This is a genomic window from Candidatus Palauibacter soopunensis (assembly GCF_947581735.1).
Lineage (GTDB): Bacteria > Gemmatimonadota > Gemmatimonadetes > Palauibacterales > Palauibacteraceae > Palauibacter > Palauibacter soopunensis.
Genome location: NZ_CANPVT010000019.1, coordinates 22,155 through 48,063, shown reverse-complemented (window position 1 = coordinate 48,063; position 25,909 = coordinate 22,155). Strand labels below are relative to the sequence as shown.

Annotated in this window: 26 protein-coding genes; 20 read left to right on the top strand and 6 right to left on the bottom strand. The window is 69.4% G+C overall.

The genetic code is table 11. The features are described from left to right. The 3 genes from RN901_RS06605 to RN901_RS06595 form a co-directional block, all read right to left on the bottom strand. Positions 1–890: hypothetical protein (locus RN901_RS06605; RefSeq protein WP_310757196.1), on the bottom strand; the 890-nt coding region annotated here is incomplete at its 3' end. A gap of 1,465 nt (positions 891–2,355) precedes the next feature. Continuing rightward, entirely contained in the window at positions 2,356–3,096 is a 741-nt protein-coding gene (locus tag RN901_RS06600; protein ID WP_310757194.1) for an MBL fold metallo-hydrolase, read from the bottom strand. Positions 3,097–3,109: 13 nt separating this feature from the next. Next, complete coding sequence (locus RN901_RS06595; protein ID WP_310757192.1) at positions 3,110–3,964, bottom strand: MBL fold metallo-hydrolase; 855 nt, start codon at positions 3,962–3,964, stop codon at positions 3,110–3,112. 144 nt (positions 3,965–4,108) lie between these two features. Here RN901_RS06595 and RN901_RS06590 point away from each other — a divergent pair, with 144 nt between their 5' ends. From RN901_RS06590 to RN901_RS06565, 6 genes are read left to right on the top strand one after another with little or no spacing between them, the layout of a single operon-like run. Beyond that, positions 4,109–5,044: a tripartite tricarboxylate transporter substrate binding protein gene (locus RN901_RS06590; RefSeq protein WP_310757200.1), complete on the top strand. Its 936-nt coding sequence runs from the start codon at positions 4,109–4,111 to the stop codon at positions 5,042–5,044. Then, entirely contained in the window at positions 5,037–5,534 is a 498-nt protein-coding gene (locus tag RN901_RS06585) for a tripartite tricarboxylate transporter TctB family protein (protein WP_310757190.1), read from the top strand. The genes RN901_RS06590 and RN901_RS06585 overlap by 8 nt, the downstream gene beginning before the upstream one ends. A gap of 10 nt (positions 5,535–5,544) precedes the next feature. Further along, positions 5,545–7,107 (top strand): tripartite tricarboxylate transporter permease, encoded by a 1,563-nt coding sequence (locus RN901_RS06580; protein WP_310757188.1) that lies wholly within the window; start codon positions 5,545–5,547, stop codon positions 7,105–7,107. Next, a complete protein-coding gene (locus tag RN901_RS06575; protein WP_310757187.1) occupies positions 7,104–8,507 on the top strand; it encodes an MmgE/PrpD family protein in 1,404 nt (467 codons plus the stop codon). The genes RN901_RS06580 and RN901_RS06575 overlap by 4 nt, the downstream gene beginning before the upstream one ends. Next, positions 8,504–10,480: a CocE/NonD family hydrolase gene (locus tag RN901_RS06570; RefSeq protein WP_310757185.1), complete on the top strand. Its 1,977-nt coding sequence runs from the start codon at positions 8,504–8,506 to the stop codon at positions 10,478–10,480. The genes RN901_RS06575 and RN901_RS06570 overlap by 4 nt, the downstream gene beginning before the upstream one ends. 3 nt (positions 10,481–10,483) lie before the next feature. Then, a complete protein-coding gene (locus RN901_RS06565; protein WP_310757183.1) occupies positions 10,484–10,888 on the top strand; it encodes a DUF1761 domain-containing protein in 405 nt (134 codons plus the stop codon). A 6-nt stretch (positions 10,889–10,894) separates the two neighbouring features. On the opposite strand, the gene RN901_RS06560 is transcribed toward RN901_RS06565, so the two are convergent. Continuing rightward, complete coding sequence (locus RN901_RS06560) at positions 10,895–11,161, bottom strand: hypothetical protein (RefSeq protein WP_310757181.1); 267 nt, start codon at positions 11,159–11,161, stop codon at positions 10,895–10,897. 141 nt (positions 11,162–11,302) lie between these two features. On the opposite strand from RN901_RS06560, the gene RN901_RS06555 reads away from it, so the two are divergent. From RN901_RS06555 to RN901_RS06535, 5 genes are all read left to right on the top strand, one after another. Continuing rightward, a complete protein-coding gene (locus RN901_RS06555; protein WP_310757179.1) occupies positions 11,303–12,748 on the top strand; it encodes a M24 family metallopeptidase in 1,446 nt (481 codons plus the stop codon). Further along, positions 12,745–13,413: a hypothetical protein gene (locus tag RN901_RS06550; RefSeq protein WP_310757177.1), complete on the top strand. Its 669-nt coding sequence runs from the start codon at positions 12,745–12,747 to the stop codon at positions 13,411–13,413. Before RN901_RS06555 ends, RN901_RS06550 begins: the two co-directional genes overlap by 4 nt. Beyond that, positions 13,410–13,970, top strand: a complete 561-nt coding sequence (locus tag RN901_RS06545) for a TlpA disulfide reductase family protein (RefSeq protein ID WP_310757175.1) — start codon at positions 13,410–13,412, stop codon at positions 13,968–13,970. Before RN901_RS06550 ends, RN901_RS06545 begins: the two co-directional genes overlap by 4 nt. 14 nt (positions 13,971–13,984) lie before the next feature. Continuing rightward, positions 13,985–14,485, top strand: coding sequence for an N-acetyltransferase family protein (locus RN901_RS06540; protein ID WP_345782359.1), 501 nt, complete (start codon positions 13,985–13,987; stop codon positions 14,483–14,485). 264 nt (positions 14,486–14,749) lie between these two features. Then, positions 14,750–14,959 carry a cold shock domain-containing protein gene (locus RN901_RS06535; RefSeq protein WP_310757173.1) on the top strand — a complete coding sequence of 70 codons (210 nt, stop codon included), beginning with the start codon at positions 14,750–14,752 and terminating at the stop codon, positions 14,957–14,959. A gap of 70 nt (positions 14,960–15,029) precedes the next feature. On the opposite strand, the gene RN901_RS06530 is transcribed toward RN901_RS06535, so the two are convergent. Further along, entirely contained in the window at positions 15,030–15,539 is a 510-nt protein-coding gene (locus RN901_RS06530) for a hypothetical protein (RefSeq protein ID WP_310757171.1), read from the bottom strand. A gap of 167 nt (positions 15,540–15,706) precedes the next feature. On the opposite strand from RN901_RS06530, the gene RN901_RS06525 reads away from it, so the two are divergent. After that, positions 15,707–17,806, top strand: coding sequence for a S9 family peptidase (locus RN901_RS06525; protein WP_310757169.1), 2,100 nt, complete (start codon positions 15,707–15,709; stop codon positions 17,804–17,806). 91 nt (positions 17,807–17,897) lie between these two features. Here the strand turns inward: RN901_RS06525 and RN901_RS06520 are convergent, their stop codons facing one another. Further along, a complete protein-coding gene (locus RN901_RS06520; RefSeq protein ID WP_310757168.1) occupies positions 17,898–18,530 on the bottom strand; it encodes a DUF2911 domain-containing protein in 633 nt (210 codons plus the stop codon). A 149-nt stretch (positions 18,531–18,679) separates the two neighbouring features. Between RN901_RS06520 and RN901_RS06515 the strand changes: the two genes are divergently transcribed. The 8 genes from RN901_RS06515 (at position 18,680) to RN901_RS06480 (ending at position 25,897) form a co-directional block, all read left to right on the top strand. Beyond that, complete coding sequence (locus tag RN901_RS06515) at positions 18,680–19,159, top strand: DUF4440 domain-containing protein (RefSeq protein WP_310757166.1); 480 nt, start codon at positions 18,680–18,682, stop codon at positions 19,157–19,159. Positions 19,160–19,213: 54 nt separating this feature from the next. Further along, positions 19,214–20,416, top strand: a complete 1,203-nt coding sequence (locus tag RN901_RS06510) for an aminotransferase class I/II-fold pyridoxal phosphate-dependent enzyme (protein WP_310757164.1) — start codon at positions 19,214–19,216, stop codon at positions 20,414–20,416. Continuing rightward, positions 20,413–21,363: a pyridoxal-phosphate dependent enzyme gene (locus tag RN901_RS06505; RefSeq protein ID WP_310757161.1), complete on the top strand. Its 951-nt coding sequence runs from the start codon at positions 20,413–20,415 to the stop codon at positions 21,361–21,363. The genes RN901_RS06510 and RN901_RS06505 overlap by 4 nt, the downstream gene beginning before the upstream one ends. Then, complete coding sequence (locus tag RN901_RS06500) at positions 21,360–22,019, top strand: hypothetical protein (protein WP_310757159.1); 660 nt, start codon at positions 21,360–21,362, stop codon at positions 22,017–22,019. The genes RN901_RS06505 and RN901_RS06500 overlap by 4 nt, the downstream gene beginning before the upstream one ends. Next, complete coding sequence (locus RN901_RS06495) at positions 22,016–23,809, top strand: DUF885 domain-containing protein (protein WP_310757158.1); 1,794 nt, start codon at positions 22,016–22,018, stop codon at positions 23,807–23,809. Before RN901_RS06500 ends, RN901_RS06495 begins: the two co-directional genes overlap by 4 nt. Before the next feature lie 35 nt (positions 23,810–23,844). Then, the gene (locus tag RN901_RS06490) at positions 23,845–24,684 is read left to right on the top strand and encodes a metallophosphoesterase (RefSeq protein ID WP_310757156.1); all 840 of its coding nucleotides are present in this window, start codon (positions 23,845–23,847) and stop codon (positions 24,682–24,684) included. A gap of 75 nt (positions 24,685–24,759) precedes the next feature. After that, positions 24,760–25,434, top strand: coding sequence for a hypothetical protein (locus RN901_RS06485; RefSeq protein ID WP_310757154.1), 675 nt, complete (start codon positions 24,760–24,762; stop codon positions 25,432–25,434). Then, positions 25,427–25,897: an MOSC domain-containing protein gene (locus RN901_RS06480; protein ID WP_310757152.1), complete on the top strand. Its 471-nt coding sequence runs from the start codon at positions 25,427–25,429 to the stop codon at positions 25,895–25,897. Before RN901_RS06485 ends, RN901_RS06480 begins: the two co-directional genes overlap by 8 nt. Positions 25,898–25,909: the final 12 nt, after the last annotated feature.

The window sequence follows — 25,909 nt, the reverse complement described above, 5'->3', positions numbered from 1 at the left end:
TCTCCCTCGCCTTCTCCCTCGCCTTCTCCCTCGCCTTCTCCTTCTCCTTCGCCCTCGCCTTCTCCCTGGCCGCCGCCCCCATTGCCGCCACCACCGCCGGGGCTGGATCCTCCTCCGCCACCACCGCCGCCCGGGCCGGGGGACACTCCGCCGCCAAACCCGTTGTTTCGGCATTGCCCGGACGAGGGCTCGTAGTCGAATCCAAACGGGCAGGTGATCTCGATCGACCAACGCGTGCAGATGATGCCGGCACTGCCGGTGTAGGCCCAAGTGGCGCACGTTTCGCCCTCTTCCTGCGCACTCAGCGGGGCCGGGAGCAACTGCTTCCCGAGCCCGAGGATACCGGACCATGCCAAGTGCGCGGCCTCGGCCAACGGGCCGCGCGAGGCCGATTCGTCTTCCGACGCGGTGGAGAAGTCGAGACCCTTGTTGCCCAAGTGAGCCTTCATCCAGTCCTGGTTCTCCGACTCGCCCAGTTCCGTGGCGGGTGCCTTGCAAACAGCTCGGATGTCGAGCTTGGCGGGCAGCGTCTCCGTCTCGCCGTCCTCCTCCCCTTCCTCGGTGGGTCGGGTCACGCTCACGTTGACTTCGTGGACGATGACCTGAAGACCCTCCGAACCCTTCTTCGCCGCCTCGCTGTGCGCGATCTTGAACCACTGCACCACGTACAGGTCCGATGAGATACGATAGTGAATCACGCAGCCCGGCTTCAGGATGCGGGCCGCCACCTCCTCGCCCGGCGGAAGCTCCTCGACCTCGCTCTTCAGCGCCGCGCCCGATTCAACGGCGACCGGCACCGACGCGAGGCTCGGGGATAGGGGATCGCCCGTCTCCCCGCAGGACACGAGGCCGATGGCAAGAGCGATGACAGCGAATAGAAACCGTTTCATGAATCCTCTTCGAGAAATGGGGTTGGGAATCTCCGGTGAACATGCACCGGATGCGAGACCAACGCTTGCGGGGCGAGCCCGGTCGGTTCGCCGCGTACTCGAGCAAGGCCGAAGTCGCCCGCGGGACGTGGAGCGGGGCGACCAGCCTACTGGCGGCGGATGGTGTGCGAGTGGGTCGCTCGATGCAAGCCCGAGGGGAGAAAACGGTCCTGGGCTTGCATGTCTGCCCCGACGACGCGACAAGATTTTTCTGCAGCGAGAGCCTTGGGACGAAAGAGCGGGTGACGGTTACAGCCTCTCCCCGAGCAAGCCATGCTTCGACCGTTCGGTCACGCCGTGGAGGAACGGTAGGTCGGCACCTTTATGAAGGCGATCCACCCGCTCTTCGGCGGTGTCACCGTTGAGCCGCCAGTGCGGCGGCTGGACCCATCCCCGGCAAGCCCAGCCGAGGGTGCTTGCCAGCCGCGAACGCCTTTGCGCGGCTGCCGAACAGACCACATCGTTCCGACACCATGGGTCCTAATCTCCGCTTCCCCCACCGTCCTGATGGAGGTGGAGAGGGCCGCTCGTCGGTGGATCGACCGCCATCTGGGGTGAACCCGTCAGGGATTCGAGACCACGGCTTGACCGAACGCTTACGTCCGGTGGCCTCCACCAAGGGCCAGTGGAATCCAGTTCTTCCCGGCAGAAATATTGGTGGGACGAATGCCGTCGATATGCCGGTAAATCGTTTATCGAAAGCGGTTTATGACAACAATCCGAGCAGTCCGCGGGAACGCTTCTCGTCCGCTGCCTGAACTCCCCCGCGACGACCGAGCGCCTCGCCCGCGACGCCGCGCTCGCCGACCGCTGGCGGATCACCGCCACTCCGACATTCCTGTCGGAGCACGCGCGAATCGTCGGCGCCGCCTCCGAGGGCGACCTTGAAGAGTTGATCGACCGCTGAAAGCCGGTCTGGGCGACTCTTGACCCGCCGGAAAAAGCTCCGGGAGCGATTGAAACACTCAAGAGGCACTTGTCGGAGGCGCGACATCGTACGTTACTATGCGGTCCACGGGTTCGAGAGCCGCGAGGGGGGCAATCACACGGTCTTCTATCATCCCCGGCATCCGGACGTCATGGAGACACTGCAATGAGCGAAGCTGACCGGTACATGGCGCTGCCGTACACGATCGAAGTCACACGCGACGAGCGCCGTCACGGCGCCTTCCACGTTGCGCGCGTCGTGGAATTGGAGGGCTGTATTGCGCAGGGGCGGACGGAGGCCGAGGCCCGAGCCGAATTGCGAGAAGCGCAACGCCTGTTCATTGAGACGATGCTGAAGAACGGCGTCCCCGTACCGGAGCCCCAAAACTCGCCTGCGACCCCCCCACGCGTCCCTTCGGCCATCACGAGGTCCTCGCCCTCCCCGGCCTGACCGGCGCGCCACGCTTCCCGAATCTGCGCGGTCGCCCGGCGAGCGTCGTCAGAGGCGGTGGCGTTCCGTGATGCGGGTTAGGGCGTCGCTCAGGTCGGCCATGTAGCGGTCCACGTCCGCCTCGGCGATCGGGGGGCCGTGGATCGGGGCGATCCAGGCCGGGGGGTGCCGTTCCAGCATGGCATGCAGCGCACCCATGACGCGCTCGGGGTCCGCATAGCGCAGCCACGGGAGCGTCTGGGCGTGGAACTCGTGCACGCCCTCCGCGCGTCCGTCCTCCGGGATCCGGCCCCAGTCGATGTCGCAGGCGCCGGGGGCGTGGAGCGTCCCGAAGCCGTCCGCCACGAAGAGAGTGCGCGAGGCTTCGTCGTAGACCCACGTCGTGTGATTTCGGTCGGCGAGCGGAGGGTCGAGGACGATGAAGCGCCGGCCCAGCACCTCGGTCACGTCTCCGATCTTCGTGCGCCGCGCGTACGGGAGGCCCTGGAGGTCGGGGTCGCCGCAGGAGGCGACGATCTCGAAGTCGCCCCAGTCCCGGCGGAAGGCGGGGATGTTCCCCGAGTGGGGATAGTCGGAGTGGGACAGGATGACGGCGTCGACGCCCCGCCCCGCGGTGGCGTCGCCGATCCGGTCCGAAAGGCGCTGGCGGTGATGGAAGGAGCCGGAGTCCATGAGGATCGCCCCCTCCGGCGCCTCGACCAGGTAGACGGAGACGTGGATGTGGGCGTCGGTCTCCGGGAAGCACTCGTGGACCCAGGAGACCCCGCCGCCCAGGCCGATCGCGCTCACGGGACGCCCCCGCTCACAGGACGCCCCCGCGCCCGCCCGCCGCCACCCGCCGCACGACCTCGTTCAGGCGCTCGTAGTACGGGGCCGCGTCCTCCCCCGGGATCGGGAGTCCGTGCGCCGGCGCGAACCCGTAGCCGTCAAAGTGGGCCGCGAGCGCGTCGGTCGCCGCGGTCACCTTTTCCGGAACCACGTACTGGTACCAGAACATGACCCGGCTGTGGAACTCCTCGAGGCGCCCGACGTCCACCGCCGTGTCGATCTCGTCCGTCCGCCGCAGGCATTCGCCGCTCTGATGCGGGAATCCCATCCAGTCGACCGTGAAGAGCGTGCGGGTCGTCTCCTCGCTCATCCACGTGTGAATCGCGGCGTCGAGGAAGGTCGCCTCCGGGAAGCGGACCCGGAGTCCGCCGAGATCGATCTGGTCCTCGGGCCCCACCTTCATCGCGTCGTCCAGGTGGTACAGGGCGTGCGTCTCGCCGGTCGCCGGCGCCACGAGGCGGCAGTCCGGATAGCGCCGCAGCACCTGCATCGTATTCCCCGCGTGGGGCACGTCGGGGTGCGAGAGGGCGAGGTAGTCGAGCGGCCGCTCCCCGAGCAGTTCCTCGAGCGCCGGGAGAAGGATGTGGCCGGAGGCCGGAGAGAGCGTGTCCCAGAGCAGCGTCCGCTCGCCGGTCAGCAGGTAGGCGTTCTGCGGGATGTGAAGCTCGTTCCCGGGCTTGTACCACTCTGCGCCGCTCTCCAGCACCGCTTGCGCGATCCCGGCCCGGTGCCCGCCGCACTCCTGGATCCAGTGGACCCCCGGCCACACGTCACGCCGCCAGCCACGGCCCGCCGCCACGGTCATCCTCTCGCCTTCGAGCTCGCTCATGCGGGGCAGTCTACCGAACGCCCGCCCGCCGCCACCAGCCCGGGAGATCCGCGCCCGCCGGCCTCCGGCCTCCCCGTGGCCTGTCCCGGACGAAGACGTCACATTCCCTCCATGAATGCCAGGAGATGGGCGGGCCTAGCCGTGATGTCGGTCGCCGCGGTCGGTTGCTCGTCGGCCGGGGAGGAGGCGGCGTTTCCGAGCCGGCCCATTGAGATCGTCTCGTGGGCGACGCCGGGCGGACCGACGGACCTCCTCTCGCGGGCCCTGGCCGAGGCCGCGCCGCCGCACTTCGAGGGCCGGCGCGTCACCGTCATGACCAGGCAGGGCGGAGCGGGTGCCGCCGGCATGCAGTACATGCAGGGACGTGCGGGCGACCCGCATGTGCTCGGCGTCTTCACGGCGAGCGGCACCGTGAACATGGCGACGGGGCGGATTCCGTTCTCGCCCGAGGACTTCACGCCCATCCTCCGCATCCAGATCGACCCCTTCCTGATCGCGGTGCGGGACGACAGTCCCTTCCACACGCTCGGCGACCTGTTCGAGGCCGCGCACGCCCGGCCCGGCGAGGTCTCGGTGTCGGGGTTCGGAGCGGCGTCGGCCCATTTCCTGGGCTTCGCCCGCCTGAGGGCGGCGGCGGGGGACCCGGATGTGCGCTGGATCGCGTACGAGGGGTCGGCGGACGCCGTGGTGGCGGCGCTCGGCGGGCACACGGATGCGGCGCACACGAACTACAACATCGTGCGCGAGCACCTGAGGGCGGGGACGATGCGGGTGCTGGGGGTGGCGCTTCCCGTCGAGGCGCTCCCGGACACGCGGAGCTATGCGGAGCAGGGATACGACCTGACTCCGGTCCACTGGCGCGGCGTCGTGGGACCGCCGGGGCTGGATCCGGCGCTACGCGCGGACCTGCGCGCCCGGCTGATGGCCGCGATCGAGGACTCGGAGTTCCGCGAATACATGGAGCGGGCGGCGCTGGAATACGCGACGATGGCGGACGCGGACGCGTTCGGCGCCTGGATGGCCGAGGAGGTGGCGACGAGCCGGGACATGCTGCGGCGGCTGGGAATTCTGGATGAGTAGTTCCTCCGCGGGCGGGGCCGCGCGGCTGCGCCTGCTCGCGGAGGCCGGGTTGCTCGCCGTCGTGGCGGCGGGGGTGCTGCTGGACTCGCGCTCCTACCCGGGATCGCTGGCCGAGGGGGCGCCGGGTCCGGCCTTCTTCCCCCGGCTGCTCGCCGTGCTGCTCATGGGCTGCGCGGCCTGGCTCGCGATCCGGGCCGCGCGACAGCCGCCGGAGTCGGATGCCGGACGTTCCCGCGGGAACGCGAAGACCGGCTCGGGAGCCGGCCGCGGCGCCCGCCTGGGGCTGGGAGCGGCGTGGATCGCCGTCTTCCTCCTCGTCTGGCCCCGGCTCGGGACCGTGGCGTCGGTTCCGCTCCTCGTCGCCGGGCTCATGTGGCTGACGGGCGAGCGCTCGCGGCTCGCGCTCATCTCCGTGCCGCTCGCCTTCGCCGCCTTCATCTATCTCGTGTTCATCGTGGCGCTCGGCGTGCCGCTCCCCTCCGGGTTCTGATCCGCCGGCCATGTCCGCGTTTCTCGATGGCCTGCTGACGGCGCTCCAGCCGGGGAACCTCGCGGCGCTCCTCGCGGGGAGCCTGCTCGGCGTGTTCGCGGGCGCGATGCCGGGGCTGAGTTCGACGGTGGGACTCGCGCTCGTCCTCCCTGTCACCTTCGCCCTCGACCCGACGCCGGCGCTCCTGATGATGGTTTCGATCTACATGGCGGCGGAGTACGGCGGTTCGATCACCGCAATCGCGATCGGCGTGCCGGGGAGTTCGCCGGCCCTCGCCACGACCTTCGACGGATACGCCATGACGCGGCGCGGCGAGGCGGGACGCGCCCTCGGGATCTCCCTTTTCTCCAGCATGAGCGGCGGGCTCCTCGGCACCATCCTCCTCGTCCTCGCGCTGGGGCCGCTCTCGCGGGCGGCGATCGCCTTCGGGCCGGCGGAGTACTTCGGACTCGGCGTGTTCGGCCTCTCCATCGTCGCGAATCTGGTGGGCAAGGATCCGTTCAAGGGGATCGTGAGCGCGCTCCTCGGGCTCCTCTTCTTCATCGTCGGGCTCGACGTGCTCACGGGAGCCCCCCGGCTCACGTTCGGCACCAACGCGCTCATGGACGGCCTCGGGCTCGTCCCGATGCTGATCGGCTTCTTCGCGATCGCGGAGGCGCTGGAGGCGGTGACGGGCCGTCGTCGGTCGACGCCTCCCGGGGATGGCATCGCCGGCGCCCTCCCGAAGGCTCGCGAACTGTTCGGACTGTGGCGCACGATTCTGCGGGGATCCGCCATCGGGGGTCTGATCGGGGCCATCCCCGGGGCCGGGGCGACGATCGCTTCCATCGTGGCGTGGAACGAGGAGCGGCGGGTCTCGAAGACGCCGGAGCGGTTCGGGACGGGCCTGCCGGCCGGCATCGCGGCGCCGGAGGCCGCGAACAACTCCTGCGTGGGGGCGGCGATGATCCCGCTGCTCGCTCTCGGGATCCCCGGTTCCGCCAGCGCCGCGGTCCTCCTCGGAGGCCTCACGGTGCAGGGCGTGGCGCCCGGCCCGCTGCTCATGACCGAGCGCTCCGAACTCGTCTACGCGCTGTACGCGGGATTCGTGGTGGCGGTGCTGCTCATGCTGGCCGTGGGGCGCCTCGGGATCCCCCTCTGGACGCGGGTGGTCCGGCTGCGGCCGTCGATCCTGATGCCGCTCGTCGTCGCGATCTCGCTCGTGGGCACGTTCTCCCTCCGCGGCAACGCGGCGGATGCGTGGGCCGCCCTCTTCTTCGGGCTCGTCGGCTTCGCTATGCTGCGGGGCGGATACCCGCTCGCGCCGGCGGTGCTCGGCCTCATCCTCGGTCCGATGATCGAGACGAACTATCGGCGGGCGTTGAGCCTGTCCTCGGGGTCGCACTCGATCTTCCTTGAGAGCCCGATCAGCCTGGTTCTGATCCTGCTCGCGGCGGTGAGCTTCGCGGCCCCGGCGGTCCGCAGCCGCCTGATCTCCGGGAGGACACGAGCGCCCGAACCCGGACCCGGGCCCGACACACACGACGAATCCGACGCACACGACAACGAACCCCAACAAGAGGAACACGAGTGAGCGCAACGCGTGCGGTCATCGACTTCATACTCGAGACGACGATAGACGACTTTCCGGGGCGGCTGCTGTCCGAGGGACGGCGCTGCGTCACCGACGGGACCGGCGTGATCCTCGCCGGGTCGACGGATTCCTGTTCCCGCATCGTCCAGGAGCAGATCACGGTTCAGGGCGGGAACGCGCAGGCGACGATCATCGGTCCGCCGGATGCGCGCGCACCGGCCTCGCTCGCGGCGCGCGCCAACGGAACGGCGGGCCACGCGATGGACTTCGACGACACGCAGCTCTCGAACGCGCCCGACCGGATCTTCGGCCTCCTCACGCACCCGACGGTCGCGCCTCTCGCGGCGGGATACGCCATGGCGGAGAGGGAAGGGGCCACGGGTGCCGAGTTCCTGGAGGCCTTCCTCGTCGGGTTCGAAGTGGAGTGCAAGATCGCCGAGGCGATCGACCCGCGGCACTACATGGAGGGCTTCCACTCGACGGCGACGATCGGCACGCTCGGCGCCTGCGCCACGGCCGCGAAACTCGCCGGCCTGCGGGCGGACGACCTCGCGATGGCGCTCGGGATCGCCGCCAGCCTCTCGTCGGGGATCCGGCTCGGGTTCGGCACGATGACGAAGCCGCTCCACGCGGGCCGGGCCGCGGAAAACGGCATCCTGGCGGTCGACCTCGCCGCCCGCGGCTTCACCGCCGGGCACGATGCGCTGGAAGCGCCGTGGGGCTTCTTCCGCGTCTTCGGCGGCGGCTTCGAGCCCGAGCGGCTGGTCGGCGCGCTGGGCTCCCCCTACACGCTGCTCGACCCCGGCGTCTCCGTGAAGCCGTTCCCGTCGGGGAGCCTCGGCCACCCCAGCATGGCCGCCATGCTCGAACTCGTCACGGAGCACGACCTCGCACCGGACGACGTCGCGCACATCACGTTCCGCGCCGGACACAACATCCTGAACCCCCTCCGGTATCCCGTGCCCCGCAACGAGCTCGAGGCGAAGTTCTGCATCCCCTTCGTCCTCTCGAGCATCGTCCTGCGGCGGCGGGCCGGGATCCGCGAGTTCCACGACGACTTCGTGCTCTCCGACGAGGCGGCGGACATGATGCGCCGCGTGACGGTCCGGTTCGACGAAGAGATCGACGCCCGCGGGTACGACCGCATGCGGAGCGCGATCGACGTGCGGCTCCGCGACGGGACCGAGCTTCACACGGAGGCGGACACGTATCCGGGCGGGCCGGAGCGGCCGCTCACCCGGGACGAACTGCGTGACAAGTTCCGCGACTGCGCGAGCCTCGTGATGGACGACGCGCAGATCGACGGCGCGCTGGACCGGCTCGAACGCGTGGACGAACTCGCGCACATCGACGACCTCGTGGACGCCCTCTCGACGGCCCGGGCGGGAGTCGCGGCATGAGGCGCGCCGTCGCTGCCTTCGCCCTGCTGGGAGCGCCGTGGCTCGCGGCCTGCGGCGATGCGACCCGCTCCGGCGATGCGACGGAAGCGGTCCTGGATGCGGCGGCGGACGCCGCGGGGCGCGGCCCTTACGACGCCCTCCAGGTGGAGACGGACCTCATGGTTGAGATGCGCGACGGGATCCGCCTCGCGACCGACGTCTACCGCCCCTCGCGCGAATACGAGCCCGTCGATGGCCCGTTTCCGGTCCTCCTCCACCGGACCCCGTACGACAAGACCTCGCGCGGACTCGTGGACCAGGCGCGCTGGTTCACGACGCACGGCTACATTGTCGTCCTGCAGGACACGCGCGGGCTCTACGCCTCGGAGGGCACCTTCCAGAAGTACCACGAGTTCGACGCGCCCGACGGCTACGACACCATCGAGTGGATCACGGGGCTCGACTACGCGGAGCCCTCCGTGGGCATGTGGGGCACCTCCTACGGCGCGCACACGCAGGCCGACGCCGCCAAGCTGAACCCGCCGGGCCTCAGGACGCTCGTGCTCACAATGGGGGGGCTCTCCGACGCCTGGACGCACAAGGTCCGCAACCACGGCGCGCTCGAACTCGGCCAGCAACTCGGCTGGGCCCACCTGCAGCTCGCGGCGGTCGCGGACGACCCGGAGATCCGCCTCCGGCTCGCCGAGGAGCCGCCATCGGACTGGTTCCCCGACACGCCCTTCCGAAAGGGCGAGAACCCGCTCTCCGTCGCGCCGAATTTCGAGGACTACTACCTCACGATGCAGAACCACGGCGACTATGACGACTATTATCGCGGCATCGGCCGCAACTGGGTCGAGTACTACGACCAGACGTCGGACATCCCGATGCTGCACGTGGGCGGCTGGTACGACTCCTACGCCCCGGGCACGATCCAGAGCTTCGTCGAACTCTCGCGTCGGAAGTCGTCGCCCATGACGCTCCTCATGGGCCCGTGGACGCACGGCGGGAACAGCCGTTCCCATGCCGGCGACATCGAGTTCGGGGCCGAGGCCGCGGTGGAGGATTTCTCGCGCGAGTTTCACCTGCGCTGGTTCGACCGGCACCTCCGGGGGCAGCGTGCGACCGACCTGTTCGAGAGCGACGACCGGCTGGCGGGCGAGGCGGCCGGCCCGGTCACGATCTTCGTCATGGGAGGCGGCGACGGCCGCCGGGACGAGAACGGACGCCTCTTCCACGGCGGCGAGTGGCGCACCGCGCAGACGTGGCCGCTGGAGGATACCGAAGCGACGCCCTTCTATCTCCGCGCGGGCGGCGGACTTACGCGCGATCCACCGGGCCGCGATGGGGGATCGACCGCCTATACGTACGATCCCGAGCACCCGGTGCCCACGATCGGCGGGGCCTTCTCCGGCGCGCTGAAGCGGGGCGGCTACGACCAGCGCGAGCGCGCCTTCCGGTCGCTCGAGGGCGGTTCCGAGAACGGCTTCTTCGCCTCCGAGGTCGACGGCCGGCGCACCGCCGACCGGCCCGACGTGCTCGTGTTCGAGACCGGACCCTTGGCGGAGGATCTGGAGGTCATCGGCCCGGTTACCGTCACGTTGTGGACCTCGTCCAGCGCCCCGGACACCGACTTCACCGCCAAGCTCGTCGACGTCTATCCCCCGAACGACGACTATCCGGAAGGATTCGACCTCAATATCACGGACGGAATTCTTCGCGCCCGCTATCGGGATTCCCGCGAGCGCGAGACGTTGATGACGCCCGGAGACGTCTATGAAATGGAGATCCGGCTCTTCCCGACGGCGAACCTGTTCCGGGCCGGCCATCGAATCCGGCTCGAGATCTCGAGTTCCAACTATCCCCGCTTCGACGTGAACCCCAATACGGGCGAACCGCTCGGGCGCCACACGCGCATGGTCCCGGCCGAGAACACCGTTCATCACGCCGCCGACCGCCCGTCGGCGATCCGCCTCCCGCTCCAAAGGAGATAGACCGTGCAAGACGTCAACTGGCTCGCCGTCCTGGTCGCCGGAGTCGTTCCGATGGTCGTCGGCTTTCTGTGGTACGGCCCGATCTTCGGCAAGCAGTGGCTCTCGCTCATGGAGACCACCGCGGAGGAGATCCAGAAGGACTTCAACCCGGTGAAGACGCATGGGGCGAGTTTCGTCCTCTCGCTCGTCACCGCCTACGTCCTGGCGCAGCTCCTCGCCGTGATGGGCGGCTCCGGCGCCATGATCGGGGTCCACGTGGGGCTGCTGGTCACGATCGGATTCGTTCTCAACGTCGGGTACCAGGGCGTGGCCTACGAGAACCGCAAGCCCGGGATCTTCTTCCTGAGCCTGGGCTTCAACGCCGTCGCCCTCATCGGGCAGGCGGTCGTTCTCGCCGTCTGGCCCTGACCCGCGTCAGGTCTCCTCGGACGCCCCGGGCGATCTCGACGATTTCCGGGGCTTGAGGACGAAGCGGTAGATGAGGTAGCCGGCGACGCCGAGCACGAGGACCGTCGGTATCCAGCCCAGGAAATTGAAAATCGTGCCCGCGACGACGACGGCCGCGATCCCCTCGATGCGTCCGACGATCCGGTGTCGCCGGCGGGCCTTGTCCAGTTCCTGCCGGGAGTAGAGTTCCGGCAGGAGATCCGAGTCCATGTCCTTCATCGGGGCATCCCTCATCAGGCATCCGTCCGGTCCGGCGCTGGAAGATCCTACGATGGCGGGCCGTGGACCGTTTCCGCCACTGCCCCGCCGAGCCCTCTCCCGCGTGCGGGGGAATCGGTAGGTTCAGGCCGTTCGACATTCCAACGGAGATTCGAAATGCGCGTTTCGACACCACGCTTCCCGGGCCCCGGAGTGCAGTCCGCCGGTCTCCTCTCCGCCGGTCTCCTGCTCGTCCTGTCCGCGGCTCTCGGTCCGTCGCACGCGGCGGCTCAGTCGGCCACGCCGCCGGACGGCGGGTTCGCGGACGCCCAGCGGACGGATGGGGCGATGCCCGTCATCCTCCCGCTGCGGGAGCGGGCCGCCGTCATCGACCGCTGGCTGGAAGGGCGGCTCGAGACAGTGGCGCCCGAGATCATGCGCCGCGAGGGGGTCGACCTCTGGATCGTCGCCGCCCGCGAATACAACGAGGATCCGGTCATCGAGACGATGCTGCCCTCCACGTACATGGCGGCGCGGCGGCGCACCGTCCTCATCCTCCACGACCGGGGACCGGGGCAGCCGCTGGAACGGCTCGCGGTGGCGCGGTACGACATCGGCCCCTTCCCGCGCGCGTGGGACCCGGACAGCGAGCCGGACCAGTGGGGGCGGGTGGCGGAGGTCATCGCCGAGCGCGACCCGCAGCGCATCGCCGTGAACCGTTCCTCGACCTTCGCGCTCGCGGACGGGCTCACCGGGACGGAGTACGACGCGCTGATGGCCGCGCTCCCGGCGAAGTACCGCGAGCGGGTGGCCGGGACCGAGCGCCTCGCGATCGGATGGCTGGAGACGCGGACGCCCGAGGAGATGGAGGTCTATCCCCAGATCGTGCGGATCGCGCACCGGATCATCGCCGAAGGCTTCAGCGCGAAGGTGATTCAGCCCGGCGTGACGACGACCGAGGATGTCGTGTGGTGGTACCGCGAACGGATCCTCGAACTCAAGCTCGCGACCTGGTTCCAGCCGAGCGTCTCCGTGCAGCGCCATGAGCAGGCGGGCGGCGCGAGGGAAGGGGAGGGGGACTTCTCCGCGCCTCCGGACGAGAACGTGATCCGTCCGGGTGATCTGCTGCACGTGGACTTCGGGATCAAGTACCTGCGCCTGAACACCGACACGCAACAGCATGCCTACGTCCTGAAGCCGGGGGAGGACGCCGCCCCCGCGGGTCTCGTCCGCGCGCTCGCCGTCGGGAACCGCCTCCAGGACATCCTCACCGAGAACTTCGCCGCGGGGCGTTCGGGAAACGAGATCCTCGCCGGCGCGCTGGAGCAGGCGAAGGCCGAGGGGATCAATGCGACGATCTACACGCACCCGATCGGCTTCCACGGCCACGGCGCCGGACCGACGATCGGTCTCTGGGACAATCAGGGCGGCGTGCCGGGGCGCGGCGACTATCCGCTCTTCCCGAACACGGCGCACTCGATCGAACTCAACGCGGCCGTCCCGGTTCCGGAATGGGGCGGACAGCCGGTGCGCATCATGCTCGAGGAGGACGCGTTCTTCGACGGCGAGCGCACGTGGTACATCGACGGCCGCCAGGTCGATTTCTGGCTCATCCCGCGATGATCCGAAGACTCGCGACGGGGGCGATCCTGGCGCTTGGAGCCCTGGCCCCGGCGACCGGCGGCGACCTCGCCGCGCAGATTCCGGACGCGTGGGTCCTCGTGGGACAGGACGCCGCGGACTATCGCCTCAGGCTCGACCCCGAGGTGGCCCATGCCGGGTCTTCGAGCATGCGGCTCGAGGCGCGGGGCAACCGGCGCCGCAGCCAGTGGGCCGCGAGCGTCCAGCTCGTCGACGCCACCGCCTACCGCGGAAAGCGGATGCGTCTCCGCGGATACCTGCGGGCCGACGACGTCGATTCCGGCGGCCTCTGGGTGCGGGTGGACGGCATCCTCGAGGGGAAGTACGCGATGCTCGCCCTGGACAACAGCGAGGACCGGCGCGTCGAGGGAACGCAGGATTGGGAGACGCGCGACATCGTGGTGGACATCCCGCCGGAAGGCGTTACGATCCTCATCGGGGCGATGCTCACGGGCGACGGAGAACTGTGGGTGGATGACCTCTCCTTCGAGGCCGTCGCCGAAGATGTGCCGCTCACGACGGAGCCGGAGGTCGTCATCACGGACCAGCCGTATGCTCGGCCGCCCGGCGTCTTCCCCACGCCCACGAACCTGGATTTTGAACGGGAGATGAAGAACGCGATGGACAAGTTGGAGTCGAACCGATGAGGCGCGCCGTGCTCGGGGCGCTGGCCCTTGCGGCTGTCGCGGCCGGGTGCCGCGGGGGTGAGCGCGAGGGAGCGGCGGAGGCCGCTGCGCGGACCCCCGAGCCGGCGGAAAGCGCCCCGGCCTCGTACCGCCCCCTCCCACCGCTCGAGGTGACGCACCTGGACGGCCGGCCGGCGGACCTCGGCCAGTTCCGCGGCCAGGTGGTCGTCCTGAACCTGTGGGCGACCTGGTGCATCCCCTGCCGCGACGAGATGCCGGAGTTGCAGCAGATGCACGCGAAGTACGCGGCGGACCCCTTCGAGGTGGTCGGGATCTCCATCGATGAGGGCGATGTTGCGCTCGTCGAGGGATTCCTGGAGGAGTTCGACATCACCTATCCCAACTTCCTCGGCGATGGTCCCGGACTCACGCAGGCGCTCAGCCTCTATCCCGGCGTGCCGCACACGCTGCTGGTGGACGCGGAGGGCCTGATTCGGGGGTACTGGGGCGGCCGCTTCCATCCCTTCGAACCGGAAACGACGGCGCTCGTCGAGAGGGTTCTCTCGGAGGCACAGTAGCCCGCGCCCCGGCCATCCTCGAGATCCGCCCGCTCAGTCACGAGGACTGGGATGCGGTGCGAAGGATCTACGAGGAAGGGATCGAGACGGGGGACGCGACCTTCGAAACGGAAGCGCCCGGCTGGGAGTCGTGGGACGCGAGTCACCTTGATAGCTGTCGGCTCGTGGCGGAGCGGGAGGGGCGCGTCGTCGGGTGGGCGGCCCTGGCTCCGGTCTCCGGACGCTGCGTGTACGGCGGCGTGGCGGAGGTGAGCGTCTACGTCGACGGCGACGCGCGCGGGGACGGAATCGGCCTCAGGCTCCTGACCGCGCTCGTCGAATCGTCCGAGCGGGCCGGGCTCTGGACCCTGCAGGCGGGGATCTTTCCGGAGAACGTCGCAAGTCTGCGCATCCACGAACGAGCCGGCTTCCGCCGCGTGGGGCGACGGGAGCGGTTGGGGAGGCTCGACGGGCGGTGGCGCGACGTGCTTCTGCTCGAACGGCGCAGCCCTCTCGTGGGGACCGAAACTGCCTGACGTCGGTGCGCCCCTTGACGTTTGAGGTCCGGCAGGCGATCATTGCGCGCGTTCGGACGGCGTCCGCGGTACCGGGCACGGTCGAACTGAGAAGGCAGGATCGCAGGATCGGGGGGGCCTCTCAACAACGGGTCGCCCCTTTTTCTTTAGTTTTCTGCGTGGCGGGTGCCACGACCCTGGCGCGGGGGAGACCGCGTCGAACAGGTCAGCGGTCGGCAGCGACGGGTTTCCCGAACTCCGACATGACTAACGAAGGAGTAGGAAATGCGTACGAGAGGTACCGTGAAGTGGTTCAACGACCAGAAGGGCTTCGGGTTCATTACCCCGGAAGAGGGTGGTAAGGACTGCTTCGTACACCACACGGCGATTCAGGCGGACGGCTTTCGCACTCTGAAGGAGGGCGAGGCCGTCGAGTTCGACGTTACGGACGGGACGAAGGGCCCGGCCGCGGAGAACGTGACCCGCGTCGCGTGATTTGCCGACCGCCATCAGGCGAACGGTGAGTTCGGAAAGGGCCGCCCGGCGACGGGCGGCCCTTTCTTTTTCAGCTTATTCGAAGGCGGCTCAGCGTGATCGGCGCGTTGATGCCTCCGATGATGACGGTGACCGGCCCGCGTTGCGATTCCAGCACCGCTTCAGCTTCGGTGCAGACGATCTGCCCTGTGATCCAGATCCCGTTGGCCCCTGCGGTTCCTTCAATCGTGCACTCCGAAACGAGATCGACGCCGGAAGCCTCCGGGAGTCGGGCCGACCAGCGAAGGAGCACGTCGGGATGGCGGTGATCGCCACTCCCTATCGGACCCGATACGGCAAATCCGATGTTGACCGGCATGCTGTAACTGCCGGTCACGACCCCGGGGGGGCCCTCGCGCAGCTCGAGCGTCAGCCGTCCTGCCGGAAGCACCGCGTTCCACGTACCCGAAATCGATGGTTGGTCCGGATCCACTGGAGTGACGCCATCGCTGTCGTCACCGCATGCGGCCAGACCGAGAAGCACGATGCCGATACACCAGTGTCGACGGGTGATCACGTACACGGCGTTTCTCCTTTTCATGCAAGGTCCTGCATGGAGTGAGATCCACCAGGCCTACCTCGAAAGACGGCGCGAACCGCTGTCCGGTCACATTCTGCGGTCGGGTGACTGCTGTTCCGCTCCACCCCTTCGTGTCTATGATCCGAAGGTGTCAGCGCAGCCCGCGTCCCAGCCACGGAGAGCGTCCGATGATCGCCCCGTTCCGCAGTGCCCGAATCTCCCTTTCGTTTCTTGCCGCCACAGCCCTTCTGTGCGTCGCCGCGCCGGCGGTTGCGCAGGCGGGGGCCGAATCCGGCCCGCTTCGCATGGAGGACATCTTCGAGGTCGAGATCGCGGGCGACCCGCAGATCTCGCCCGACGGCCGCCGGATCGTCTACGTCCGCCAGCGCGCCGACATCATGACGGACGGCCGCTTCTCGAACCTCTGGACCGTAGGCTCCGACGGGTCGGGCCACCGGCCGCTCACCTCGGGGGACTTCTCGGACAGTTCGCCCCGCTGGTCGCCCGACGGAACGCGGCTCGCCTTCGTCTCGAACCGCAGCGGCAGCGCGCAGATTCACGTCCGCTGGATGGATTCGGGCGAGACGTCGGTCATCACGAACGTGACCGAGCCGCCCCGGTCCTTCGAGTGGTCGCCGGACGGGACCCAGATCGCGTTCGGGAAGCTGGTGCCGAAGCCGGCGCCGACGATCGGGGGGATGCCGACGCCGCCGGAAGGCGCGGAGTGGGCCGAACCCGCTCAGGTCGTCGAGCGACTCGTGTATCGCTTCGACCAGTTGGGCGATCTCCCGCACGGGTTCGTGCACGTCTTCGTGGTTCCGTCCGAAGGGGGGACGGCCCGCCAGATCACGAGCGGCGACAACCACTGGGCCGGCAACGGGATCGGCGGGACGCACTTCTCCTGGACGCCCGACGGCACGGGCCTCGTCATGTCACGCGACCCGCGGGGCGGGGACACGGAGAGCGTCTTCGTGGCGGATACGGAGGTGTTCGAGGTCTCCGTCGCCGACGGCACGACCACGCAGCTCACGGATCGCCGGGGCCCGGATGACGGGCCGATCGTCTCACCGGATGGCCGCCACATCGCCTACTTCGGCATGGACGACCGCTTCCAGGGCTACCAGCTCACACGGCTCTACGTGATGAACCGGGACGGGAGCGACCCGCGTTCCCTCTCCGACGGACTCGACCGCGAGGTGTACGGGGCCACGTGGACGCCCGACGGGTCCGGCCTGTACGCGCTGTACGACGACGAGGGGATGACGAAGCTCGCTCTCTTCCGCCTCGACGACGACGGGAGCGGCCACCGGGTGCTGACCGACAACGTCGGCGGGGTCGGCCGCGCCTATGCCGGAGCGACGTACTCCGTGGCCGACGACGGCAGCTTCGCGATGAACTACACGACGCCCGCCGTGATCTCCGAAGTCGCAACAGGTCGCCCCGGAAGCGATGTCCGCGTGCTCACGGGCATCAACGACGACCTGATGGCCAAGCGGGAGATCGGCGAGGTCGAGGAGATCTGGTACGAGTCCTCGCACGATGGGCGGCCGATCCAGGGCTGGATCATCAAACCGCCGGGCTTCGATCCGTCGCGGCGGTATCCGCTCATCCTCGAGATCCACGGCGGCCCGTTCTCGAACTACGGGGTCCGCTTCGACCTCGAGAAGCAGCTCATGGCGGCGCAGGGCTACGTCGTCCTCTACACGAACCCGCGCGGGAGCACGAGCTACGGCGAGGAGTTCGGGAACCTGATCCACCACGCCTACCCCGGCGACGACTTCTACGACCTCATGTCCGGCGTCGACGCGGTCATCGACGAAGGGTATGTGGACGAAGAGCAGCTCTACGTCGTGGGTGGGAGCGGAGGCGGCGTCCTCACGGCCTGGCTCGTGGGCCGGACGGACCGCTTCCGCGCCGCGGTCTCGTGGTATCCCGTCATCAACTGGTACAGCTTCGTGCTCACGGCCGACATGGCCGCCTACGGCGTCAACTACTGGTTCCCCGGCTTCCCGTGGGACCACGTGGAGCACTACGAGTCGCGCTCGCTCCTGAGCGTGGTGGAAAACGTGACGACGCCGACGCGGATCGTGACGGGCGAGGAGGACTGGCGCACGCCGATGTCCGAGTCCGAGCAGTACTTCAAGGCGCTGAAGCTGCTCGGGGTGGAGACGTCGCTCGTACGCTTCCCCGGCGAGCCGCACGGCATCCGCCGCCGCCCGAGCCATCACATCGGAAAGATGCTGTCGACCCTGGAGTGGTTCCGCCGCTATGCCGCGACAACGTCTTGAATCGAGATAGCGGAGGGTTCTGACCGGAGGACTGTTGAATATCGAACTCCAGGCGTCCGATATTCAACAATCTCCGGGTCTCAAGGAGTGGTCAGCGGGCGACCTCGAAGGGGACGGTCGCGACCTGATCGTCCCACCAGATCGTGAACACGCCGCCTTCCTGCGTCATGTTCATGAACGAGATCGTGAGCTGGTCGGCCGACATCATGATCGCGTCCACAGCCATGGTCGTGCGCAGCACATCGCGATCCGGCGTGTAGCCGTAGGACCCCCAGAGCGCGTCCGGGTTCTCCTCACGGAAATTGTCCTTCGCGCCCCAGTTCGAGAAGATCAGCGTCCACTCGGCCTCGGTGAGTTCCGCGAACACGCTGTACTCGCCGGCCGGCAGGCGCTCGCCGCCGAACATGAGGTCCACCTCGGTCATGAAACGGGTGGACTGGTCGGCGCCGACGCGCCACAGCGGCGCCCCGCGCAGGAACTGCTGGCCATACTCGGCGCCCGAGCCGAACAGGTCGCGGCCGCGCAGGATGGGGCGGCCGTACGTCACGACGACCCAGGAGCCGCCCTCGTAGCCGCCTTCCTCGTTGAACGAGCCTCCGACCTGGGTGGCGGCCTCTCCGCGCGGGCTCATGCGCCGGTCCTGGGCCTCCGCGGCCGTGGCGAAGGCAAGGGCAACGCCGAGGGCGAGGGCAAGGCAGGGGATGGCGCGGAACATCTTCTTCATTCGTACCTCCAAGCAGGTTCAAGCGCGGCATCGCCGGCCGGCGATGCGCGAACAATTCTCAACAGCGACGGGCATCCTATGGTGGCGCGCGCGAACCCGAAAGCCGGGCGCGTCGCCGCGGCACGCGGGCTCCGATACAATATCGACCCATGAAGAGAACACGGCCCGCAAGCGGAACGTTCCGGTTCATCCTTGCGGCGGGCGGCCTGGTGGCGGCTGCGGCGTGTGGAGGCCGGACGCCGGAGGCGGGAGAGACCGGAGGGGCGGTCGCCGTCGAGGCGGTGCGAGCGGAGATCGAACGCGTCACGCGGCGTTGGGAAGCTTCGCTGATCGCGGGAGCGCCGGGCGACGCCGTCGCCGACGTCTTCACCCCGGACGCGGTGCGACTGCCGTCCGGAGAGCCGGCGGTTCGGGGGCACGAAGCCATCGTTCGCGCACTCGCCGGTTCCGTTCCGCTGCGCGAGGCCCGGTTCACGATCGAGGACATCGAAGTGGACGGCGACCTGGCGTTCGCGAACGGGATGTACCGGGTGCGCGGCCCCGACGATGTCGAACTCGGCGGAAAATTTCTCGAGGTGTGGAAGCGGCTCGAAACCGGGTGGCGTATCCACCGCGTCATGTGGGACTGACGCCCCGGTCCAAAGCGCTTCCGGCCCTCGGATAACTCCAGGAGATACGGACGAATGATGGGAACGGCGAGAACAGCGGGAACGGGAAGGGCGGCGTCCACCGACGCCGTGCACGCAGGCGAGCAGGAGCCGAGGCCCGAGGGGGCCGTCGTCACGCCGATCTACCAGACGGCGAACTACGAGCTTCACGGCGAGGACTACCACGACATCGGGTACATCCGGCTCAGCACGACGCCGAACCATCGCGTGCTCGGGGAGCGCATTGCGGCGCTGGAGGCGACGGAAGCGGCCCTCGTCCTCGGCAGCGGGATGGCGGCGATCTCGGGGTCACTGCTCACGCTGCTGTCCGCCGGCGACCATGTGCTCGTGCAGGACACCCTGTACGGCGGCACGGCCGCCTTCCTGCAGCAGGACCTGCCGCGGTTCCGGATCGGGCACACGGTAATCGACCCTCAGGATCCGTCGAGCTGGGCGGCCTCGCTGACGCCGACCACGCGCGCCATGTACGTGGAGACCCTCACGAATCCGCTCGTGCAGGTTGCGGATCTGGAGGCCGTCGTGGCGTTCGCGCGCGAGCACGGGCTCCTGACCCTGATCGACAACACGTTCGCGAGCCCCATCAACTTCAGGCCGGCGGAAATCGGCTTCGATCTCGTCCTCGAGAGCTGCACGAAGTACATGAACGGCCACAGCGACATCGTGGCCGGGAGCGTGGCCGGGCCGGCGGACCTCGTGCGCCGCGTGAAGGTGATGCAGGACCATCTCGGCGGATCCCTCGACCCACACGCGGCGTTCCTGCTCGAGCGCGGGCTGAAGACATTGAGCGTGCGCGTCCGCGAACAGAACGCGTCGGCCGGGCGGCTGGCGGCGCGGCTCGAGGCGCACCCGGCCGTGTCCGTCGTGCACTATCCGGGACTGACGAGCCACGCCCAGCACGAGCGGGCGGCGCGCCTGTTCGACGGCTTCGGAGGGATGCTGTCATTCGAGCTCGAGGGCGGCGTCGACGCGGCCGATGCCTTCATCTCCGCGCTGGAGATCCCGATGGTCGCGGCCAGCCTCGGGGGCCCGGAGTCGCTGGTCGTGCGGCCCGCAGCGGCCGTCCACGCGGGCATGTCCGCCGAGGAGCGGGCGAAGGCGGGCATCCGGGACGCCCTCATCCGCTTCTCCACCGGACTGGAAGCGACGGAGGATCTCGCGGCCGACCTCGACCGGGCGCTGGCGAACCTGCCGCGGGCGGTCGCGGGCCTCACCGCGTGAAGCCTCCCGGCCTGCCGGAGATCGAGGCGGCGCGGGACCGGGTCTACGCGGCGGCGCTCCGCTCGCCGCTCGTCCGCCTCGGCGTCGACGAGGGACCGGAGATCTGGCTCAAGCTCGAAAACCTGCAGCCGATCGGCTCGTTCAAGATCCGGGGTTCCGCGAACGCGATCGGCCTGATCCCGCCCGCGGAGCTGGCGGCGGGAGTATGGACGGCGAGCGCGGGCAACATGGCGCAGGGCGTCGCCTGGAACGCGCGGCGCCTCGGCGTCCCGTGCTCGGTCGTCGTCCCGGAGACGGCGCCGCGGCTCAAGCTGGACGCGATCGCCCGGCTCGGCGCGACCGCCGTCAAGACCTCCGTCGCCTCCTGGTTCGAGGTGTTCCGCACGCAGCGCTTCGACGGGATGGGCGGACGTTTCGTCCACGCCTTCATGGACCGCGACGTGATGGCGGGGAACGGAACCATCGCGCTCGAACTGATCGAGGACCTCCCCGACGTGGACGCGGTCGTCGTCCCCTTCGGGGGAGGCGGACTCGCGTGCGGGATCGCCGCCGGCGTGCGGGCCGTCGCGCCGCACGTTCCCGTCTTCGCGTCCGAGGTCGCGGGTCAGGCCCCGCTCGCGGAGTCGCTGCGCGCGGGCCGGGCCGTCTCGATCTCCTACACGCCCTCGTTCGTCGACGGTATCGGGGGCCCGCACGTGGAACCCGCAATGTGGGAACTGGCGCGGGATCTCCTCGCCGGCTCCGTCGAGATCACGCTCGAAGACACCGCGGAGGCGATCCGATTGCTCGCCACCCGCAACCGCGTGGTCGCCGAGGGGGCGGGCGCCTCCTCCGTCGCGGCCGCCCTGTCGGGCGCGGTGAAGGGGGACAAGATTGTCTGCGTCGTGTCAGGAGGGAATCTGGATCCGTCCAGCCTGGCCACCATTCTCGCGGGCGACGTGCCATGAGCGACATGACCGAGCCGTCCGCCTCAGGCAAACCGCCCGCCCACAACCACCCTCCCGCGACGCTCACCGCCGCCCAGGTCTCGCAGATCCTGAAGCGGGCCGCCGAAATCGACGCCCGCGGCGATTCGATGACCGTCGAAGAGTTGGAGCGCATCGCCGGCGAGGCGGGGATCGACCCGCGCGCGACGAGAACCGCGATCGCGGAACTGATAGCGGGAGAGGTGCCGGTGCCCGTTCCCGCACCGCAAACTCCGGCGGTCCCCGGGGCGAGCGCCGGACACCCGGCCTCCCCCTCTCCCGGACGCATCATCGCGGGCGGGGCCGTCGGCGCGGCCTTCGGGTTCATCTTTGCGAGCTCGCTCGGGGGCGCCATCGCGGCATCCGGCGCCACGATGATCTACCTCATGCTGCGCGCCATGCAGGCCATGAAGCGCGGCAGCCAGCTCGACTTTCAGCTCCAGAACTTCACCCTCTGGTTCGTGTCGACACTGATCCTCTCGGCCGCGTTCGAGGTTGAGGGGTTCCTGTTGTCCGTGCTCTGCTGGATCCTCACCTCGGCCATCGGCGGACTCCTCGTCCGCTTCGGCCCCCGCGAGGAGGAGCCGGAGGGGGAGACGGACAGCACGGCGCTGGTCAGGGAGGATCGGGTTCGATGAGAGTCCGGCCCCCACTCATCGTCTCGACCTTCCTGATCATTTGGACGGTCTCTTGCGGTGCCCCCGTCGACGAGCGCGGGGGAGAGGGCCGGTCCGCGGGTGCCTCGGCGCAACTGGCGGCGCTGCTCGACTCGGCGTGGGTCCGGGATCTGGAGACGAACCCCATGATCCGCCTGCGGGAGGGGCTGGACGTGGAGCGGCTCCCCCAACTCGGCTACGAGGCGGCGGAGGAACGGGCCGCGTTCTTCCAGCGGCAACTCGAGCGCGCCCTCGCCATCGACGCGGGGGCGCTGTCGCCCGATGAGCGCGTCACGCTGGAGACCCTGGTCTGGCAGGCGGAGATGGCCGTCGAGGGGCACCGGTACTTCTGGCTCCGGAGCGTCCTGACGCCGTACTCGAGCGTTCTCCGCGGGTACAGCCAGATCTTCCCGCTCCTCCCGCTCGAGGATGAGGAGGACCTCGACCGGTTCGTGGCGCTGGTGGAGCAGGTGCCGTCCCACGTGCGCGGCCTCGAGGACTACGTGCGGGGGCAGTTCGAGCGCGACTTCATCGTGTCGAGCCAGAACCTCGCGCCGGTCGTCCAACTCGTGCGGGCCACGGCGGGGGAAGCGGAGGGCGGCCCCTTCGCGCTTCCCGCGGATCGCGCCTCCGGGTTGGACCCCGGCCGCCTGGCGGAAGCGAGGGCCCGCATCGGCGAGGTCGTCCGCGATTCCATCAACCCGGCGCTCGAGGAACTCGCCGCCTTCCTCGAGGGACCGTACGCGGCGCGCGCCCCGGCCGGGGTCGGCCTCTCGCAGTATCCGGAGGGTCGCGAGTACTACCTCTACCTGACCCGCCTCCACACGACGATGGACGTCTCGCCGGAGGAAGTGCAGGCGGCCGGGTACGAACTCCTCGCCGAGTTTCGCGCGCGCATGGCGGAGATCCGCGACCGCCTCGGCTGGGAGGGGAGCGCGGAGGAATTCCACGAGCACCTGAAGACGGACCCGCGCTACTTCCCGACGTCCCACGAAGAGGTGCGCGAGCGGCTGCTGGCCGCGTCCACCCGGATGCTCGAGCGCATCGACGACTACTTCCTCGGCGTCCCCGAAGCCCCGTGGGATGCGCGGCGCCTGGCGCCCGAACTCGAGCCGGCGATGACGTACGGCTACTACTCCGCGCCCACGGCGGCCGAACCGACCGGCATCTACTACTACAACGGCTCGAACCTGGATCAGCGGAGTTGGCTCGGGCTCGCGTCGATCGCGCTCCACGAGCTGATCTCCGGCCACCACTTCCAGATCGCGGGCCAGCGCGAGAGCGAGACGCTGCCGGACTATCGGCGAAACACCTCGTACACGGCCTACACGGAGGGCTGGGGCTCCTACGCGTCGTTTCTGGGGTTCGAGGCGGGCGTATACGAGGACCTGCACAGCGAGTACGGCTTCTATATCCTGGAGAGCTTCCTCGCGACCCGGCTCGTGGTGGATCCGGGGATGAACTACTTCGACTGGACGAGAGAGGAGGCGCGCCGGTTCATGCGCGAGAACACGCTCGAATCGGAGACCCAGATCGCGACGGAGTCGCTGCGCTATTCCACGGACCTGCCGGGGCAGGCGCTCGCCTACCAGATGGGGAAGCGCAAACTGCTCGAACTGCGGGCCCGGGCGGAGGATGCGCTCGGAGACGATTTCGACATCCGCCGCTTCCACGATGTCGTACTGCGGAACGGATCCGTGCCCATGGTCGTGCTCGAGCGCCAGGTCGACGAGTGGATCGACCGGAGCGCGCCCGGGGGCGACGGATCCTAGCGCTGCGGCGACCGCGCCCCGGCTGGACGGGCTGGATGCTCCTCATCCTCCTCGCGACCGCGGCCCTGCTCGCCGCGTGGGCGTTCTGGTGGGAACCGGGCCGACTGGTCCTCAACCGGGCCGACCTCGAGGTGCCGGGATGGCCCGAGGGGGAGGAAACCCGCATCGCGCTCATCGCCGACCTGCACGTGGGCTCGCCCCGAAACGGACGGGACAACCTGCGCCGCGTCGTGCGGCGGGTGAACGAGACGCTCCCGGATCTCGTGCTCATCGCCGGCGATCTCACGATCGACAACGTCATGGGCGGCCGATTCGTGCCGCCGGAGGAGATCGCCGAGGACCTCGCCGCTCTCGACGCCCGCTACGGCGTGTTCGCAGTGCTCGGCAACCACGACCGCTGGCTGTCGGCCGAGCGCGTGGAAGAGGCGCTCTCCGGCGTCGGGATCAACGTGCTCGACAACCGGGGCCGGCGGGCGCGGGTGCGGGGTAACGACGTCTGGATCGCGGGCGTGGCGGACTTCTGGACGGGCCATCCGTCGGTCGAGGCCGCGCTCGATGGGGTCCGGCCCGGCGAGCCCGTGATCGTCGTGACGCACAATCCGGACATCTTCCCGGAGGTGCCGGCGCGGGCCTCCCTGACGCTGGCCGGTCACACGCACGGCGGGCAGGTGATCATCCCGTTCGTGGGCCCCGGGATCACCCCCTCCCGCTTCGGCGACCGATACGCGGCGGGTCACGTGGTGGAGGACGGACGACACCTCTTCGTCACGACCGGCGTGGGGACGAGCCGGCTCGGCGTGCGCTTCCTCGTGCCGCCCGAAGTCGTCGCGCTCCGGCTCACGCGCTGCGAATCCTGCGAGTCGCCGCCGGAGTGACTATCATGCCGCCCACGGGCTGCCAGCCCGCGGTTGGAACCTCGAACCGGACCTGAAATCGGAGTGACACCGAACATGCCGTCTCATTCGAACCCGCGCGCCCGCGGGGGGCGTTTCCCGGGCGCCGCGTGGCCCCTGGCCATCGCAAGCCTGGTCCTGCTTCCCCTCGCCGCCGCCGCCCAGGAAGACAAGCTGCCGCCGCCCGACGGCTGGCTCACCCGCACCGACCACGGAGGAGACGGTGTGGAGGCCCTCCAGGAGATGCCGCCCGGCTGGCACGTCACCACGGGACCGGCCGGCATCTTCTACGACCCCGAGACCCGGGCGGACGGCGATTTTCGCGTCGAGTCGACCGTCTTCCTGTTCGACCCCGAAGGCCGGAACGAAGGGTTCGGCGTCTTCATCGGCGGCGCGGACCTCCAGGGAGACGGTCAGGCCTACACCTACCTTCTCATCCGGGCGGACGGGAGCGTGATCGTGAAGCGCCGGGACGGCGACGAGACCTCCACGCTCCTCGAGTGGACGAAGCACGAGGCGGTCGTCGCCTGGGCGGCGCGGGGCGAGGGCGCGGCGACAGCGAAGAACGTCCTCTTCGTGGAGGCCGGGGGCGAAGAGGTGGTCTTCGGCGTGAACGAGCAGGAGGTGTTCCGGACGGCGAGAACGGGCCAGCACGTCGACGGCGTTGTGGGACTGAGGGTCAACCACGGCCTCAACCTGCACTTTTCCTCGCTGGAGGTGACCGATGGCTGAGTCCACGGCCGGGCCGGCCGGCTCCGGATCGGCGCGGCTCGAGGCGATCTGGCTCAAGTCGGCACGGAGCGGCCCCATGGAGTCGGTCCCGGAAGCGACCCTCGTCGCGGGAAAGGGCCTGGAGGGGAACGCCGACCTCGGCGGCTACCGGCAGGTGACGCTCCTCGACGCGGACGCCTGGGAGACGGCGACGCGGGAGGTCGGTGTCGATCTGGCCCCGGATGCCCGCCGGGCCAACCTGCTCGTGCGCGGCGTAGACTTCTGCGAGACCGCGGACCGGGTGCTGCGGATCGCGGGCTGTCGCATCCGCATTCGCGGCGAGACGCTGCCCTGCGGGCGCATGGAGGACGCGGCGCCCGGGCTCAAGGCGGCGCTGGCGCCCGACTGGCGCGGCGGCGCGTACGGAATGGTGCTCGAGGGCGGCCCCCTCGCCCTCGGCGACGCGGTGGCCTGGGAATCCTGACCGCCGGCCCCG

Bases quoted from the DNA above. Each gene is read 5' to 3' on its own strand.
- RN901_RS06595 (WP_310757192.1), bottom strand. From the start codon at position 3,964: ATGAGCGAGCTCGAAGGCGAGAGGATGACCGTGGCGGCGGGCCGTGGC.
- RN901_RS06590 (WP_310757200.1), top strand. From the start codon at position 4,109: ATGTCGGTCGCCGCGGTCGGTTGCTCGTCGGCCGGGGAGGAGGCGGCG.
- RN901_RS06585 (WP_310757190.1), top strand. From the start codon at position 5,037: ATGAGTAGTTCCTCCGCGGGCGGGGCCGCGCGGCTGCGCCTGCTCGCG.
- RN901_RS06580 (WP_310757188.1), top strand. From the start codon at position 5,545: ATGTCCGCGTTTCTCGATGGCCTGCTGACGGCGCTCCAGCCGGGGAAC.
- RN901_RS06570 (WP_310757185.1), top strand. From the start codon at position 8,504: ATGAGGCGCGCCGTCGCTGCCTTCGCCCTGCTGGGAGCGCCGTGGCTC.
- RN901_RS06560 (WP_310757181.1), bottom strand. From the start codon at position 11,161: ATGAGGGATGCCCCGATGAAGGACATGGACTCGGATCTCCTGCCGGAA.
- RN901_RS06555 (WP_310757179.1), top strand. From the start codon at position 11,303: ATGCGCGTTTCGACACCACGCTTCCCGGGCCCCGGAGTGCAGTCCGCC.
- RN901_RS06550 (WP_310757177.1), top strand. From the start codon at position 12,745: ATGATCCGAAGACTCGCGACGGGGGCGATCCTGGCGCTTGGAGCCCTG.
- RN901_RS06545 (WP_310757175.1), top strand. From the start codon at position 13,410: ATGAGGCGCGCCGTGCTCGGGGCGCTGGCCCTTGCGGCTGTCGCGGCC.
- RN901_RS06535 (WP_310757173.1), top strand. From the start codon at position 14,750: ATGCGTACGAGAGGTACCGTGAAGTGGTTCAACGACCAGAAGGGCTTC.
- RN901_RS06530 (WP_310757171.1), bottom strand. From the start codon at position 15,539: ATGAAAAGGAGAAACGCCGTGTACGTGATCACCCGTCGACACTGGTGT.
- RN901_RS06525 (WP_310757169.1), top strand. From the start codon at position 15,707: ATGATCGCCCCGTTCCGCAGTGCCCGAATCTCCCTTTCGTTTCTTGCC.
- RN901_RS06520 (WP_310757168.1), bottom strand. From the start codon at position 18,530: ATGAAGAAGATGTTCCGCGCCATCCCCTGCCTTGCCCTCGCCCTCGGC.
- RN901_RS06515 (WP_310757166.1), top strand. From the start codon at position 18,680: ATGAAGAGAACACGGCCCGCAAGCGGAACGTTCCGGTTCATCCTTGCG.
- RN901_RS06510 (WP_310757164.1), top strand. From the start codon at position 19,214: ATGATGGGAACGGCGAGAACAGCGGGAACGGGAAGGGCGGCGTCCACC.
- RN901_RS06500 (WP_310757159.1), top strand. From the start codon at position 21,360: ATGAGCGACATGACCGAGCCGTCCGCCTCAGGCAAACCGCCCGCCCAC.
- RN901_RS06495 (WP_310757158.1), top strand. From the start codon at position 22,016: ATGAGAGTCCGGCCCCCACTCATCGTCTCGACCTTCCTGATCATTTGG.
- RN901_RS06490 (WP_310757156.1), top strand. From the start codon at position 23,845: ATGCTCCTCATCCTCCTCGCGACCGCGGCCCTGCTCGCCGCGTGGGCG.
- RN901_RS06485 (WP_310757154.1), top strand. From the start codon at position 24,760: ATGCCGTCTCATTCGAACCCGCGCGCCCGCGGGGGGCGTTTCCCGGGC.
- RN901_RS06480 (WP_310757152.1), top strand. From the start codon at position 25,427: ATGGCTGAGTCCACGGCCGGGCCGGCCGGCTCCGGATCGGCGCGGCTC.